Genomic DNA, 16,938 nt, shown 5'->3' with positions numbered 1-16,938 from the left:
TCCGTACTTGCCGCCATGGTCGCTGACTATATAGCAACTGTTCTGTTTTAATTCTTTTCTTAATCCTTTTTCATCTAACTATGTTGACACACCTACTTTTGCTGCCGTCTGTGGGACGGCAGTTGCAGAAGTTAACAGCTTTTTTGCTGTTGATGACTTTACTGCTTGGCAGTTTAACTGGCCGTGCCCAAGACATCGTTTACGCCCTGGGCACTGTTAACGGAACTGTACTACCTGGCACTAATCCCATCTACCCTCAAGGAGCTAGTGTGGGTGACCAAGGCATTATAGCCTTCAAAACTGTTCAAAGCGTATTTCCCATCGCCTCGCTGCCAGTGCCTATTTCAGGCTTAGAGCCGGGGCAGAGGCTGGTAGGGATGGACTTTCGAACCAGTACAGGCCAGCTTTATGCGTTAGGCTATAATTCTTCCGCCTCAGCTAGCAATGCCAGACTGTACACTCTAAACGCAATTACGGGAGTAGCCACACCTGTAGGAACCAGTAATATTACGCTAGCACTTAGTTCTGCTCCTTATCAGGTTGGTTTTGACTTCAATCCTGTAAACGAGCAAATTAGGGTAGTGAGCACTACTGACTCCAACTACCGGCTGGACCCCGCAACCGGTAGTATTGTGGCAACGGATACCCCATTGGCTTATGCTGGTGGTACACCAAATCCGGGAGTTACAGCAGCAGCTTACAGCAATGCTTTTATCGGCAGCACCTCCACCACTCTTTATAACATTGACTTTCTCAACGCAGGCTTGTTAAATACTCAAGCTCTGCCCAGCAGCGGGTTGTTGACCAATGTAGGCACTATTAGCTTACAAGGTTTCGGAATAGGCGCGGCACAAGCACTAAATCTTGATATTTCCAATTACGCTGGCAATCCCTCCTCGAACAACGCTTTCTTACTTGAGCTAGGGGAAAGGTTGCCTGCTGGCACCGCCAGAGCCAACCTTTATACGCTCGATTTAAACACGGGGGCGGCCGTCAGGATAGCTAACCTGATATCAACCAGTGTGGATTCGCCAATTGATATTTTTGACATTGCGGTACCTCCGGTTCCTACGCTTATCAGCATTGCCCCAAATACAGCTGTAGTTGGGGCCCCTGCTTTGACTATTACCGCTACAGGTACTGGCTTCTTTAATGGCGCGATAGTAAGGTACGGCACGGCCAATCTTACGACTACGTATGTGTCTCCTACGCAACTTACTGCCGTTATTCCGGCCACGAATTTCCAATCTCCGGGTGTTGTTCAGGTTTCCGTAGCCAACCCACCTGTACCAGGCGGCATTACGAATTCGCTTCCTTTTACTGTAACCACTACCCCGCCACCGTGCGACGCCCCCACCAATCCGGCTGCCAACAGCATCACCAGCAACTCGGCTTCGATAAGCTTCACGGCCAGCGCAACGGCCACCAACTACACTGTGACTGTGACCCCTGCTGGCGGGACAGCCACCACCCTAACAGCCACTACCTCACCAGTCGCCCTTACGGGCCTGACGCCCGGCACGGCCTACACCGTGAGCATTGTGAGCAACTGCACTGGCAACACGACTTCGGCAGCGGCTACAACCACTTTTACTACCACAGCCGCGCCCAACCCAGCGCCTACCATCACCAGCTTGTCGCCGAATTCGGCCACGGCAGGCGGTGCGGCCTTCACCCTTACCGTTACGGGCACGGGCTTCGTCAGCGGCTCCACGGTTAGCTTCAATGGAACGACACGGCCCACCACGTTTGTGTCGGCCACACAGGTAACGGCAGCCATTCCGGCCTCGGATATTGCCACGGCTGGTTCTTACAACGTGACCGTAACCAACGCAGCCCCCGGAGGCGGCACCTCGGCCCCGGCCGTGTTTACGGTGAACCCGGTGGTGGTAAACAACCCTGCTCCTACCATCACCAGCCTGTCGCCGGCAACGGTTACGGCTGGCGCCGCGGCCCAGACCTTGACCGTGAACGGCACCAACTTTCTGGCCTCGTCCACGGTAAGCTTCAACGGCACTTCGCGTTCGACCACGTTTGTGTCGGCTACTCAGCTGACCATAGCGCTGACCGCGGCTGACCAGGCCACGGCCGGTTCCTACAACGTGACCGTGACCAACCCTGCGCCGGGCGGCGGAACCTCGGCTCCGGCTGTGTTCACTGTAAATCCGGCACCGGTGGCTTGTCTTGCGCCCACAGGCTTATCAGTGAGCGGCATCACCAGCAACTCGGCCACGGTGAGCTTTACAACCGATGGCACTACTGACTTCTACACCCTTACCCTTACCCCAACTGGGGGTGGGACACCACAGGTGTACTTTGTTGTTGGAGGCATAAACTTGACTGGTTTGATTGCTAGCACGTCCTATACTGCAAGCATTGTGCGCAACTGCGGTAGCAGCGCTACTTCGCTGGCCGTCACGGTCTCCTTTACTACTACCGCTGCTCCGCTGACCGACCTGGTGGTGAGCAGCCCGCAACCTGTTTCGGGCAGCTACAACAACGTAACCATTACGGGCACGGGCGTGGCTACCCTTACCGGTACCCTCACCGTGAACGGCACCCTGACGGTACAGTCGGGCGGGGCACTGGTGCAAGCCTGCCAGGTAATTGACGGCCCGGGCTCCTTTGTGCTATTGCCAGGCGCTAACCTGGCCATCTGCGACCCGGCTGGCATTGCCACTACGGGCGCAGTGGGCGCCGTGCGAGTAACGGGCAGCCGCTCGTTTAGCATCGATGCCAACTATGCTTACAACGGCACCGTGGCCCAGGTGACCGGTCCGGGCTTGCCCAGCCGGGTGCTTAACTTAGGTGTGAGCAATGCCACTGGCCTAAGCCTGAGCCAGGCTTTGAGCGTGACTCAGGTGTTGCGCCTCGAAAACGGCAACCTAGCCACCACCGGACAAAGCCTGACGCTGCTGTCATCGGCCGCGGGCACTGCGCTGGTCGACAACCGCGGCGGCGTAGTAGTGGGCACAGCCACAGTGCAGCGCTACATCGACCCGAGCCGCAACGGCGGGGTGGGCTACCGCCACTACAGCGCACCCGTGGCCAACACCACCGTGGCCGACCTGAACACGGCCGGCTTTACGCCCATTGTCAACCCTGCCTACAACACCGCTGGCGTACCTAACAACGTGTCGCCTTTCCCCAACGTGTTTGGCTACGATGAGGTCCGCGTGAACACCAGCGGCGGTGCTGGCTCCATTGATTTCGACAAGGGCTTCTTCTCGCCCGCCAGCACTGCCGACCCCATGGAGGTAACGCGTGGCTACACCGTCAACATCCCGGCCCAAGCTAATGTGGACTTTGTAGGCACCCTCAACAATGGCACCATCGCAGCCAGCAACCTCACCCGTGGCAGCCAGGCCGAAAGCGGTTGGCACCTGCGCGGCAACCCCTACCCCTCGCCCCTCAACTGGAACCTGGTGGGCAAGACCGGCGTGGAGAATGCCTTATACGTGTTTAAGAGCAGCGGCCAGTACACCGGCAGCTACGCCAGCTACATCAATTTTGTGGGCGTGAATGGTGGCACCAACATATTGCCCGTAGCCCAGGGCTTCTTTGTACGGGCCGCGGCTGGCCAGGCAGGCAGTCTGTCTTTCACCAACGCCGCCCGAGTAAACACCCCCGATGCTACTCCCTTCCAGCGCGGCACTGCCGACACCCGCCCACGCCTAACCCTAGGCCTGACCAGCGCCGCAGCTAGCACGCAGGCGCTGGCGTACTTCGAGCCCGGCGCCACGGCCGGCTTCGACGCCGCCTTCGACGCCCACGCCCTGCCCGCGCCCAACGGCCTGACCCTGGCCTTTGAAACCGCCGCCGCCGAGCCCCTGGCCATCAGCGGCCTGCCCGCCCTGACCGGCGCCGACCTCACCCTGCCCCTGCGCGTGGCCGCCCGCACGGCCGGCACCTACGCCCTCACCGTGGACCAGGTGCGCAACCTGCCCGCCAACTACCGCGCCTACCTGCGCGATGCGCTCACCGGCACGTTCACCGACCTGGCAGCCAACCGCTCGGTTAGCTTGGACCTGGCGGCCAATGCCGCGGCCGGCGGGCGCTACGCCGTGCTCTTCACCACGCAGGCCCGCGTGCTGGGCACGGCCCCGGCCGCCTTGGCCCGCTTGGCCAGCGTGTACCCCAACCCGGCCCGCGGCGCGGCCACGCTGCTCGTGCCCGCCGCCCTGCGCGGCACCCAGGCCACGGCCGTCACCGTTGTCGACAACCTGGGCCGCGTGGTGCTGGCCCGCACGCTGGGCGCCGGCGCCACCGAGACCCTGGAGCTGCCGCTGGCCGGCCTGGCCCCGGGCGTGTACGCCGTGCTCGCCCGTACCGCCCACGGTCTCGTCGCCAAGCGACTCGTGGTTGAATAAACCTGCTTTGGCAACGGCTTTTTATCGGCCGTGATTTAGGTAGCAAAAAAATCCCCCGCTGTACTAGTGGGGGATTTTTTTTGCTCCTAAGCCAAGTATGTTTAAGTTACCAAACGGGCTAAGAGAACAGGATTTGGCTTCTTGGCAGTTTTTTTCAGGATTTTCTAGCCGCAAATTGAAAATAGACGTAGTGACGCCATCACTGGCTAAGCGCTACGGTATTGCCGCGTCTTTTCGCTCACCTATTTACCCACCCATTTATGTTAACACACCTACTTTCACTGCTGCCTTCTGGCCAGCGGCTTCACCACTTATTAGGTACTGCGCTGGGAGCGGCCCTGGTACTTGGAGGGTCGGCCGCTCAGGCCCAAACTACGATTTATGGCCTGGGCACTGTGAGCCAAGCCATTCCTACTAGCAATGCCTTTTTCCCCGGGGCTGCCGTGGGCGACCAGGCTATTGTTGCCATCGACCGGGCCTTGAGCACGATTGGGCCAGTGGCCACGCCCATTTCCGGGGTAGCAGCTGGCCAGCGGCTGGTGGGCATGGACTACCGCCCCAATACGGGAGAGCTGTATGCCCTGGGCTATAACGCCACCAACGGCGAGGCGCGGCTCTACCGGCTCAACCCCACCACCGGCGTGAGCACCGCCGTGGGCACCGGCCCGGTTACCCTGGCCCTGGGCGGCCCTACCGAGCGCATCGGCTTCGACTTCAACCCCACCGTCGACCGCATTCGGGTGGTGAGCTCCAACAATGCCAACTACCGCCTCAACCCGAACACCGGCGGCGTTGCTGCCCAAGACGGCGCCCTGGCCTACCGGACAGCCGGCGACGCCAACCTGGGCAAAGACCCGTTGGTGAGCGCGGTGGCTTACACCAACTCCTACATCGGCAGCACCAGCACCACGCTCTACGACATTGACACGCGCCCAACGGTGGGGCCAGGCATTCTGGCCACGCAAATCCCGCCGAACGATGGCAGCCTGAACACGGTAGGCGCCCTCACGCTCGACGGTAGCCCCATCGACCCCGAGGCCATTCTCAGCGTGGACATCTTCTTCACCGGCACCGCCAACGAGGCGTATGTGATGGAGGTGACCAAGCCCGGCGCAGCCGGCACCTCGGCTAGCAACCTTTACAACCTCAACCTGACCACCGGCGCCGCCACGGTACGGCGGCCCATCATTCAAGCGGCGGTAGCGCCCTTCACCACCGGTGCCCCGTTCGACATTCGGGACATTGCCATTCCTACCCCAGCACCTACCACGCCTAATTTGGTTGGGCAGCTGGTATATGCCGTGGCGGCCGGCAACCTGATTTCGTTTGACTCCAACGTGCCCGGCAACATTCGCTCGGCCGTGAACTTCGGCGCCGGCCTCGCAGCGGGCCAGACCGTGGTCGGGATAGATTACCGTCCCGCTAACGCACAGATGTATGCCCTGGGTTACGACGCTTCGCTAAGCGCTAACAACGCCCGTATCTACACGGTGAACGTGAGCACAGGCGCCCTGACGCCGGTGGGTTCCGGCCCCATCACCCTTGAACTAGGCGGCCCTACCGAGCGCATTGGGTTTGACTTCAACCCCACCGTCGACCGCATTCGGGTGGTGAGCACCAACACGGCCAACTACCGCCTCAACCCCGTTGACGGCAGCATCACGGCCAAGGATGGCAACCTAGACCGGACCGGCATTTCCGCCGCCGCCTACACTAGCAACCAAACGGCTAACAACAATGGCCTGACCGTGCTGGCCTACTACAACTCTATCACCAACACGCTTTACAAGTCGCCGAACCCCAACACCGGCGCCATGGACGCAGTGGCGCCCTCGGGCCTGAGTGCTTCGGCCGAAGGCGCGGACTTGGACATCTACAGCCAGCCCGGCACCGTCAACAATACTGCTTTCCTGGCCGTGGCGCCAAACGGCACCACTACCAACGACCGGCTTTATAACCTGAACCTGGACAATGGCAGTGTGCTCGACATCGGTCAGATTGGCCGGGGTACGAATGTTACGGGCATTGCCGTGGTTATTCAGACGGCAACCGTGCTGACCTGGAACGGCAGCGTAAGCTCCGACTGGGGCACGGCCGCCAACTGGACGCCCAGCGTTGTGCCAACCAACATCAACGACACCGTCATTCCCGGCGGCACCCCCAACCAACCCACCGTCACCACCAATCAAATTACCCGGGCCCTGACCCTGGAAGCAGGGGCCCAGCTTACCTTGGTGGGCACCCTCATTGTGCGTGGCAACTTCACGAACAATTCCGGCAGCAGCGCCACGGCCTGCTCCGGCATCACGGGCCCCGGCATCTTCGAAACCACGGGCACCAACGCGCAGACTTTCAGCGGCACGGCCCTCACCTGCTTCACCAACCTCACGGTGGGCGGTGCCACGGTGAACCTGCTGAGCAATGCCTCGGTGCAGCGCGCCCTGGTGCTTACGGGCAGCTTGCAGAAAGACGCTAATGCCACCCTGACGCTGCTTTCCAACAGCACGGGCACGGCCTACGTGGTGAACGGCCAGAACGGCCTGGCCGTGGTAACGGGCATCGGCAGCCCGAACGCGCCGGTTGTGGTGCAGCGCTACATCGCCCCCACCAACCCCGGGCTGGGCTACCGCCACTACAGCGCGCCCGTGGCCAACACCACCGTGGCCGACCTGGCCGTGCCCGGCGTCTTCGCGCCCGTGGTGAACCCCGCCTACAACACGGTGGGCAACACCGTGACGCCCTTCCCCAACGTGTTTGGCTACGAAGAATCCCGCGTGAACCCCACCGTCGTAAGCGGCACTCCTTCTAGCTCGCCAGAGTTCGACAAGGGCTTCTTCTCGCCGGCCAGCACTGCCGATGCCATGGTAGTAACGCGTGGCTACACCGTGAACGTGCCGGCCCAGGCCAACGTGGACTTTGTAGGCAACCTCAACAACGGCAACTACAACGCCTCGGGCTTGACCCGCGGCAGCCAAGCCCAGAGCGGCTGGCACTTGCGCGGCAACCCCTACCCTGCGCCCCTCGACTGGAACGCCGTGGGCAGAAACGGTTTGGAAGATGGTTTGTACGTGTTCAAAAGCAGCGGCCAGTACACCGGCAGCTACGCCAGCTACATCAACCGGGTGGGCGTAAACGGTGGCACCAACGTGCTGCCCGTAGCTCAAGGCTTCTTTGTCCGCACCGCAGCTGGCCAGACGGGCAGCATCAACTTTACCAATGCCGCACGCCTTACGTCGGAAAACGCACCGTTTGAGCGCGGCACGGCCGACGCGCGGCCGCAGCTGACGCTCTCGCTGGCTGGTACTTCGGCCCGCACGCAAGCGCTGGCGTACTTCGAGCCCGGCGCCACGGCCGGTTTCGACGCCGCCTTCGACGCCCACGCCCTGCCCGCCCCCAACGGCCTGACCCTGGCCTTTGAAACTGCCGCCGCCGAGCCCTTGGCCATCAGCGGCCTGCCCGCCCTGACCGGCGCCGACCTCACCCTGCCCCTGCGCGTGGCTGCCCGCACCGCCGGCACCTACGCCCTCACCGTGGACCAGGTGCGCAACCTGCCCGCCAACTACCGCGCCTACCTGCGCGACGCCCTCACCGGCACCGACACCGAGCTGACCGCCGCCACCGCGGTGAACCTAGAGCTGGCGGCCAACGCCGCGGCTGGCGGGCGCTACGCCGTGCTCTTCACCACGCAGGCCCGCGTGCTGGGCACGGCCCCGGCTGCCTTGGCCCGCTTGGCCAGCGTGTACCCCAACCCGGCCCGCGGCATGGCCACGCTGCTCGTGCCCGCGGCCCTGCGCGGCACCCAGGCCACGGCCGTCACCGTTGTGGACAACCTGGGCCGCGTGGTGCTCCGCCGCACGCTGGGCGCCGGCGCCACCGAAACCGTGGAGTTGCCGCTGGCCGGCCTGGCCCCGGGCGTGTACGCCGTGCTCGCCCGCACCGCCCACGGTCTCGTCGCCAAGCGACTCGTTATCGAATAGCGCTGCCACGGAAGCTTCTGCTTCTTGGTACTCATGCAAAAGCTCCAGCTATATCAGCTGGGGCTTTTTTGTTGGTCGTCAGTAGGCAATCACACGTCAGAGAAGAGATAAATCAGACTCATCTCGGGCCGATGGGCCGGTGCCTCATTAGGCCAGGACCAGCGCTTGGGCTGCGGCTTCGCTAATAAAAAAGCCCCTCGCCAGCAGCGAGGGGCTTTCCGAGCTATGGAGACAACTGCCTGTAAGGGCATTGCTTAAACCTACGCCAGGGCCACTGCTTCGGATTGCTGCAAGCGCCCAGGCAGCAGATTTCGGTATTTTTCTGCTGATGGCGGCTGAGCTCAGGCTCCGTCCATGCGCACAATTTTGGGCGTGAACGAACCCAGTACGTCCACCAAATCGCGCTGGTGGGCCATCACCTGGCGGATGTCTTTGTAGGCAGCCGGTGCTTCGTCGAGGCCCCCGCCCATGAGTTCTACCCCGTGGTCTTTGAGCTCGCGGCGCAGCTCGCCTTCGGTGATTTTCACCTTTGCCTGGGTGCGCGAGAGGCGCCGGCCGGCCCCGTGCGAAGCGGAGTTTATCGAGTCCCGCTCGCCGCGCCCGCGCACAATGAAGCCCGGCGCCGTCATCGAGCCCGGAATAATGCCGAGCACGCCCTGGCCCGCCGGGGTAGCGCCCTTGCGGTGCACAATGGCCGTGCGGCCGTCGCCCAGCGTTTCTTTCCAGGCGAAGTTGTGGTGGTTTTCTACCTGCGCCAGCGGCTGCTCACCGAGGGCCTTGCTGAGACGCCGGTGAATGTCGTGGTGGCAGGCCGAGGCGTAGTCGCCGGCCAGGTTCATGGCGGCCCAGTATTCTTGCCCTTCCTGCGAGTCGAGCGAGAGCCACGCCAGGTGCCGCGCTTCGGGTGGCAGGGGGCACTTGTCCATGGCCACTTTGGTGTAGTGCTGGGCAATGGCCGCGCCCAGGCCCCGCGAGCCAGAGTGCGAGAGCAGGCCCAGGTACTGGCCCACGGGCAGCTTCAGGTCGTTGTCGGGGTCGGTGAGGTCGACCACTCCAAACTCCACAAAGTGGTTACCGGAGCCCGACGAGCCCAACTGTTTTACGGCAGATTCCCGCTTCTGGCGCGCCACGGCAATCTCCCGAAACTCGGGGCGGTCGAAAATGGGGTCGTCGGTGTTCACGGTTTTGAACACCTCCTTGTTGCCAAACTTGGTATGGTGCAGCAGCATTTTGCGCAGCTCCTGGCGCCGTTGCTCCAGGTATTCGGGGGGCAACTCGAACACCGACAGCGCCATACGGCAGCCGATGTCCATGCCCACGCCGTAGGGAATCACAGCGTTGTCGGCCGCCAGCACGCCGCCAATGGGTAGGCCGTAGCCCTGGTGGGCGTCGGGCATGAGCGCACCGTCGAGGGTGATGGGCAGCTGCATGGCCACGTCCATCTGCTTGCGGGCACCATCCTCGATGAAGTCTTCGCCGTAGCGGCGGTAGTCTTTGATGGTGGGGTTCAGGGCCACGTCGCGGGAGGGCTGGGGCACCAGCTCTTCGGCCACTGCGCGCCAGTTTTCGTCGCGCACGTACTTGAACGGGTCTTCTTTGATTTGCTTGAGCAGCGCCAGCGCACTGCCCTTGTCCATTTTCTTGAACTCCTTTTGAGTCAGTACGTCGAGGGCCCGGCCAATGGCGGGGCCTTCGGGGAAGCCGATTTTGCGGAGGTCGTTGCCGCGAAGTTGGTTAGCCATAGCACGCAGTTTATGGGAGGGATAAACCCGTGTACGAGGCGTGTGGAGTGATGTTCTGTGCGGCTGAGCCGTCTACTTTACCTTGCTGGTGAACTACGCCGGCGGGCCGAGGTAGCTAGCGGGCAGCTCTCCACTACTCAACCCCAGCTTCTCCAGTACCACGCCGGGGTCCACGCGCCAGAACTTTAGCACGTGCGGGCCGACAGCAGTCACCTTGTGCTGCGAAGTTTTGATGATGTTGTCGGCCACGGCTTGCTCCCAGGGCCGGTTGCCATTGTCGGAGTTCAGCCCGTTGTGCAGGTTGATGATTTGCGGCGCTTAGTCGTAACGGGGAATGTTGTGACCGGGCCCAGCGTGCGGCCTAGGTCGGGCAGGCGCTTCCAGGTCACGGAGCCGGCGTTCAACTACACCAACGCCTTCGACCTGCTGGTGCCCCTGAAAGAGCGCGGCCTGTGCGTGCCCGACGACATTGACGTGGTCGGCTTCGGCAATGAGTTCATGGCGTCTATGATAGCGCCTGGCCTCACCACCGTCAACCTGCACCCCTACCGCATCGGCCAGCTGGCCACCTGCTTGTTTCTGGAGCAAGTGCAACAGAAACAATATTTCCAGTCCCGCACCTTCGTCATCACCGGCGAGCTAGTGATTCGCGGCTCCTCGCTCAAAGGCAAGGGCGAGCTGCTTAGCTTGTCCATCTAATTATGCCTAATTTCATTACATAAAACCAACCGGCTCAAGGGCTATATCTACCATGGCTGCTTAGTCAGGCCCGAGCCACCCAACGGTAGTGCCAAACACCCACAATGAGCTACTTTATGGCGTATTGGCTGAAACAGCACCGTTAAGCTCCTACGACTCTGTTAACCAGCGCTGCCCGAAACCGGAATAAAGCGGTGCCCGGTGCGAAAGCCAGTGCAAACTAAGCTCGGCCCATAGCAAGCTAGCCGAAGCCAACCCCACACCCGAACTCTGCGTATGCATGGTCCTCCCACCGGTATTATTATTTTTTTTCCCGGAATCATGCTTGAAAATACCAGTGAGTCCTCCGACTCTGCCATGTCCGAGCAGTCTGAAGCAGAACTCCAAGCCGAACGGCAGCGCCGCCACCACGTGGCTTGGGGCATTGCTGCCGCCCGCCTGGGGCATACTCCCCTCGACCCTCAGGTGCGGGCTTACCTGCACGGCTACATCGTGGGCGAGCTTACCGTAGACCAGCTCGAAGCCCTCAGCTGTCCGTCGGAACCGGCTACACGGGTGCTAGCCACCACGGTCACACAGGCGCGGTTTCTGCGCTAGGGGCCTGCTTGCGGCTCTTTTTGCGGCCTTGTAAGCCAGGCTTAGCTACGTTTCGGGTGCGGTGCCATGCACCGCGCCGGGCTCATGGCTAGGCCTGCATGCTGTTGCCCTGGGCCCAGTCTCCCTGCCGCAGGGCGCAGCGGAAAAGCACCAGCGGCCGCCGCTGGTCGAGGCCAGCAATGGCTTGGGTGAGGTAGGTGCCCTCAGTAGGAGTCAGGGGCACCGATGCCACCGTTTGGCCAGCCCGCAGCACGGCAATCTCCCAAGGCTCGACGCTCTGCACGAGCCGGCCGTGATAGTCGTTGCCCCGGAAGGCTTCCAGGCTTTGTAAAGCATTTTTCATAGCAGAGCAGGAAAGACAGTTATATATTGACAAATTTCAATTGCTACGATACGTAGCGCTTTGCAGAATGGTCGTTGTTGGTAAATTAAATCATTTTAATGTTTAAGATGAATTATTCTTCATTTACACACTAAAATACTGAATACCATTCCATTAACCAAATAAAATTGCACCTCCTATTTTCAGAAAAAATTAGCCGCTCCAGCTTGTTACTACAAGCATTTGCAGCTGACCGGACAGGAGCAACTAGCTAAGCCAGAGCTCCTATACCAGCCCGGCGAGCGAACTGAGCTTGTTCGTTTGCAGGGCAAGGGCTCTGCCTCACCGAAGGAATCCGCAGTGCCCCTCTCTGCTAGTCAGCGCTTGCAAACCAAACTGACCAGTGGCCCCGCTACTGGTGTGAAGAAGAGGTACTCGCCCAGGTGCTGAAGCACTCCTATTGAGCGGCGCATTCGCGCGCTCAGTGCCCAACCCATTCCGCATAGATTTGAGCCGACTAAAAAAGCCCCAACCATAACGGTTGAGGCTTTTTTACCGAAGTCTGACCCAAGAGAATTGTTATGCTGAGCTTGTCGAACCTTCGGTCAAGGTAGACAAGCATCTCGCTTGCAGCAGTAACCCATCGCCCGTCAAGCTAAGCCTGCTTAGCATCTTCTCACGCTCTGAAAAATCGCAGAGGCGTGATAAGATGCTTCGTGCCTCAGCATGACAAAACGATAGCAACGGAGCGAGCGAGATACTTCGACAAGCTCAGCACGATGGGCGGGAGTGCAACGGAGTAAACCCGTTCTACGCCCCGTCCATCCGCACGATTTTAGGCGTGAACGAACCCAATACATCCACTAGCTCGCGCTGGCTGGCCATTACAGTGTGGATGTCCTTGTATGCCATGGGCGCTTCGTCGAGTCCACCACCGATTAGCTCGATGCCGTGCTCAGCCAAGTGCTTGCGCACCTCCGACTCCGTGAGTTCTGCCTTGGCGCGAGTCCGCGACATGAGCCGGCCAGCGCCGTGCGAGGCCGAAGACAAGGATTCAGCCAAGCCCTTGCCCCGCACAATGAAGCCGGGCGCCGTCATGGAGCCGGGGATGATGCCAAGCACGCCCGCGCCGGCCGGCGTGGCGCCCTTGCGGTGCACCACCACCTCACGGCCATCGGCCAGCCGCTCTTTCCAAGCGAAGTTGTGGTGGTTTTCCACCTTCGCCACGGGCCGCTCGCCCAAGGCTTTAGCCAAGCGCTGGTGAATCTGGGCGTGGCAGGCCGAGGCATAGTCACCCGCCAAGTTCATGGCGGCCCAGTACTCCTGGCCGGCTTCGGTGTCGAGGCCGAGCCAGGCGAGGTGCTGGGCTTCGGTGGGCAGCTGGCACACGTCTTTGGCAAGGCGGGTGTAGTGCTCGGCAATGCCCGCGCCCAAGCCCCGCGAGCCGGAGTGAGAAAGCACGCCCAAATACTGCCCTACCGGCACGCCAAGCTCGTTTCCCGCTTCGGTGATGTCGACAATGCCGAACTCCACGAAGTGGTTACCCGAACCTGAGGTGCCTACTTGTTCGGCAGCTCGGTCGCGCTTGTTTTTGAGGAACGGTATTTCCACGAACTCATCCCGCTCCAGCACGGCGCTGGCCATGCGGTAGCCCCGCTCCCACCCGCGGCCGGAGCCGAAACGGGTGTTGTCGAGCAGAATTTTCCGCAACTCCTGCACGCGCTGCGTGAGGTACTTGGGCGGCAGGTCGAACACCGATAGCGCCATCCGGCAGCCGATGTCGACGCCCACGGCGTAGGGAATCACGGCGTTTTCGGTCGCCAGCACGCCGCCGATGGGCAGGCCGTAGCCGTGGTGGGCGTCGGGCATTAGGGCTCCGGCCACGGTCACGGGCAGTTTCATGGCCGTTTCCATCTGGTGCACCGCGCTGGGGTCGATGTGCTCGGCGCCGAACGTGACGTAGGGCTTGCGCTCGACCAAGGCAATGTGCCGCGAGGGGGCCGGCAGCAAGGCCGCCGCGGTGTGGCTCCAGTCGAGGTGGGTGAGGTATTCTTTGGGGTTGTTGAGGATTTGACCCAGCAAGGCTAGCTGGTCGGTTTGCGAGAGTTTTTTGAGGTGCTTGCGCTGCAATTGCGCAAGAGCAAGCCCAATGGCGCGGCCTTCCGGAAACCCGAGGGTGCGAAGGTCGTTGCCGCGTAAAAGATTGGCCATAAAATGGTTGTTGCACGAGGTAGAGACGCATATTTGCGTCTCAATCGTTGATGAAAAAAGATAAAAACGGACCGGGCAACAGGCGCATCGCCTACATATGTGCTCTAACCAACTGAGCTACCGTGAGCCAAAACCCACAAGCCGGACTCGAACCAGCGACCCCATCGACCAAAGCGAAGTATGGCGGTGCTACGGCACCAGCCCGTTTTTATTACCACAAAACCGGAGCAACACACGGCCCACGCAACGGGCACAAAGCCCGACGTGACAGGTCGGAGTAGCGCGAGCCTACGGCATCCGGTTGTAATCTGTAGAGACGCGACACTTCGCGTCTCCACGTTGAACGATTTAGACGAACGACCACCGGGGAAGGGCGCGGACGCCGAGACGCGAAGTGTCGCGTCTCTACAAAACCGTTCCCTGCCCGGGGCAACAAGCGCCCGGCCTCCTAGTCCTGCTCTAACCAACTGAGCTACGGCAGCGGCCTCGCGGCAGCCATCGGCGGGACTTGAACCCGCGTCCTGGGCAGTAAGAATGCGAAGTATGGCCGGGCTACGACACCCGGACAGGGATTGGCATTGGTGTACTGGGGCAACAAGCGGAGGGCGCCTTTACGGTATTACGCTTTTGACCACTCAGCCATTTCAGTTGTGTCCAACTAAAAGAGGGATTCGAACCCCCGGCTCCTCTCGGAATAAGATAACGAAGTATCGCCCACCTACGGCACCCAATACACTGCTTTTGTTTCCAAGTGGGGCAACAGGCGCCCGGCCAGCTGGTGCGGCCCTACCAATTTGCAGTCGCCCTGCCTTACGGCAGCACTTCGGGAGTCGAACCCGCGACCGCCCCTAATTTGGAGCGAAGGAAGGCCCGGCTACGGCACCCACCCGGAAACATGATAAGTTAGCTCTCTCCGAACATCAGGGCAACAAGCGGCCGGCGCGTCAGCTGCGGCCGAGGCCACAACCGGGGATTCGAACCCATAAACTACCTCCGAAGAAGCAGCTCCTAACCAGCGAAGTATCGCCTGCCTACGGCACCTGACGTGAGCGGAGTGAGCCGGGTTGGGACGGGCCACCGCGGTGGTGGCGCCGTCCCGGTCGGCAACTGCCCCAAGTGGGCAGCCGTCTTCCTCGTCTCAGGATATGTTTAGAACATCATAAAAGGTGGTTTTATTGCATGAATGGGCCATAACCCGGGAATGACGGCCGCTTTGTTCAGGTTAAAAATGTCATTCCCGGGGCCGCTTGTTAAAAGGAAATTGCTTCGATTTCAGTGAGCGCGGAGCCGCCATTGTCGAGCGCCGTGAGCACGTCAAAAATTTTGTCGGACCAGCCGGCGATGAGGGCCACGCCCGTTTCGGGGCGCACCTCCAGCGGGACGGTGCCGTGCCCGGCCAGGTCGAAGAGGTAGAGGCGGGCATTGGGGGCTACAGTGCGGCGGTACTCGGCCCATTCCAGGGCCAGGGTGCCGCCGTCGCCGCGGCTGTTCCACAACTGCACGTCCGTGAACATCATCACCTTGTCGACCACCTCGCGGCGCTGGCGCAAGTCCTGAACCACCAGGTAGCCGTTGGTGCTGTAGCCCACCTCGCCTTCGCGGCGGTAGAACTCCTCCACGTTGCGGAGCACCGGCCCACGGGGCAGGCTGATGCGCTTCCACGTATCGCCGAACATGCCGGCCGTGACGTTCTGGCTGCGGCTCTGGAGCAACATGCCCAGCACCAGGCTCACGTCGTAGAGCAGCACTTTGCTGCGCGCCGAAATGGGTTGCTGCATGGAGCTAGACACGTCGCACGCCACCACCACGCGGGTTTCGGGGCCGAAGCCGCGCAAATTGGCCGCGCTGTGGGCGATGGCATCTTCCAGGGCCGTGAGCACCGCCGCCACGTGGCCGCTCTGCAAGGCTTTCACCTCGCGGAAGGCCGCCAGGAAGCGGAAAGGCAGCTGCTTGCTGCGCGCCACCGCGGCCCGATTGGCCAGCGTAGCGCACACCTGCGTGATGGTTTCGGCCGACACGTTGGCTTCGAGAATGTTGCGCAGGTTGCGCAACAAGGCCATGTAGCCCAGTTTGCCGCTGGCAACAAGCGTTTCCCAGGTGCGAGTCACCGCGGCGGTGCGCTCAGCCGGCGTGGCGTAGGGTGCCTGCCCTACCGCCGACAACTCAGTTTCCCAAGTGTAGGGCGTGGGCAATTCGCCGCGCACCAATTGGTCGAACAAGGCTTGCTGGGCTGCATCGCGGGCCGTAGGGTGCACCAGAAACAAGGCATCGCGCAAGCGCACCGCACCGTCTCGGTCGTACTTCGCCAGCTGGTAGCCGTCGAACTTGTTGAAGCTTAGCGCCAGGCCTTTTTGCAGCTGCTTGGACACGCGGTTAAGGATTTTGGTCCCATTCCGGCCGTTGGCCCGGGCGTAGTAAGCCAGCAATTCCGTGATTTCGTCGGGGCGCTGCACTACCCGGGCCACCAAGCGGCTCAGGAGGTTGTCGCCGCGGTGCAAGCGGGCCAGCTCCACGCACAACACCAAGGGCACCGAGCGCAAATGCAGGCTTTCACGAGCATATACCGCCAGCTGGGCTACAAACAGGGGCTCGTTTTTGCCCACCAACTCACGCAAACGCTCCAGGCGAGTATCGGCCTTTTCGTAGAACTGGTCGCTGAGCGCAGCCGTGGCTACGGCAGCATACAGCTCCATTTGGGGCGTGAGCGTGAAGGAAGCTGCGTCTTCGTGGTTTACCACCGTAGCGGTATTTCGAGAGAAGAAGTTGAAGCGCATAACGTGGGTGTGTTGGAAGGTGAGTGGTGGTTTTGGTGGTATTTGGCAAAGCCATTTGGTCACGGGGAGCTGAGTTGAGACTTTTTATCTAATGCTCGTACTAATCTCCTGTCATGTAAATTTCCTGTCATGCTGAGCCTGCGAAGCATCTTATCACCTTCGAACAAGTTGTTGTAACCTGATAAGGTGCTTCGCAGGCTCAGCATGACAGACGGCGTGGTAGAGATGCTTCGACAAGCAGACACC

9 protein-coding genes are annotated in these 16,938 nt (G+C 61.2%); 4 read left to right on the top strand and 5 right to left on the bottom strand.

Features of this window, described 5'->3' with window-relative positions; translation table 11 throughout:
• Positions 1-80: 80 nt before the first annotated feature.
• Entirely contained in the window at positions 81-4,370 is a 4,290-nt protein-coding gene (locus BMZ66_RS13035) for a choice-of-anchor Z repeating domain-containing protein (protein ID WP_092673851.1), read from the top strand.
• Positions 4,371-4,630: 260 nt separating this feature from the next.
• The gene (locus BMZ66_RS13030; RefSeq protein WP_092673848.1) at positions 4,631-8,347 is read left to right on the top strand and encodes a DUF4394 domain-containing protein; all 3,717 of its coding nucleotides are present in this window, start codon (positions 4,631-4,633) and stop codon (positions 8,345-8,347) included.
• Positions 8,348-8,688: 341 nt separating this feature from the next.
• Here BMZ66_RS13030 and BMZ66_RS13025 read toward each other — a convergent pair whose 3' ends face one another.
• Positions 8,689-10,089, bottom strand: coding sequence for an RtcB family protein (locus BMZ66_RS13025; protein ID WP_092673845.1), 1,401 nt, complete (start codon positions 10,087-10,089; stop codon positions 8,689-8,691).
• A gap of 93 nt (positions 10,090-10,182) precedes the next feature.
• Entirely contained in the window at positions 10,183-10,395 is a 213-nt protein-coding gene (locus BMZ66_RS25560; protein WP_262507586.1) for a hypothetical protein, read from the bottom strand.
• Positions 10,396-10,428: 33 nt separating this feature from the next.
• Between BMZ66_RS25560 and BMZ66_RS13020 the strand changes: the two genes are divergently transcribed.
• The gene (locus BMZ66_RS13020; protein ID WP_177204716.1) at positions 10,429-10,788 is read left to right on the top strand and encodes a substrate-binding domain-containing protein; all 360 of its coding nucleotides are present in this window, start codon (positions 10,429-10,431) and stop codon (positions 10,786-10,788) included.
• Between the two features lie 321 nt (positions 10,789-11,109).
• Entirely contained in the window at positions 11,110-11,385 is a 276-nt protein-coding gene (locus tag BMZ66_RS13015; RefSeq protein ID WP_092673839.1) for a hypothetical protein, read from the top strand.
• 88 nt (positions 11,386-11,473) lie between these two features.
• Here BMZ66_RS13015 and BMZ66_RS13010 read toward each other — a convergent pair whose 3' ends face one another.
• The 3 genes from BMZ66_RS13010 to BMZ66_RS13000 all read right to left on the bottom strand — a co-directional run bounded on the left by BMZ66_RS13010 (position 11,474) and on the right by BMZ66_RS13000 (position 16,692).
• Positions 11,474-11,728 (bottom strand): hypothetical protein, encoded by a 255-nt coding sequence (locus tag BMZ66_RS13010; protein WP_092673836.1) that lies wholly within the window; start codon positions 11,726-11,728, stop codon positions 11,474-11,476.
• A 789-nt stretch (positions 11,729-12,517) separates the two neighbouring features.
• A complete protein-coding gene (locus BMZ66_RS13005; RefSeq protein ID WP_092673833.1) occupies positions 12,518-13,918 on the bottom strand; it encodes an RtcB family protein in 1,401 nt (466 codons plus the stop codon).
• Between the two features lie 1,250 nt (positions 13,919-15,168).
• A complete protein-coding gene (locus BMZ66_RS13000) occupies positions 15,169-16,692 on the bottom strand; it encodes a TROVE domain-containing protein (RefSeq protein WP_092673830.1) in 1,524 nt (507 codons plus the stop codon).
• Positions 16,693-16,938 lie beyond the last annotated feature (246 nt).

This window comes from Hymenobacter arizonensis (genome assembly GCF_900115775.1).
GTDB classification, from domain to species: domain Bacteria; phylum Bacteroidota; class Bacteroidia; order Cytophagales; family Hymenobacteraceae; genus Hymenobacter; species Hymenobacter arizonensis.
The sequence above is the reverse complement of the archived record's forward strand: the minus strand, read 5'-3'. Positions and strand labels throughout refer to the sequence as shown.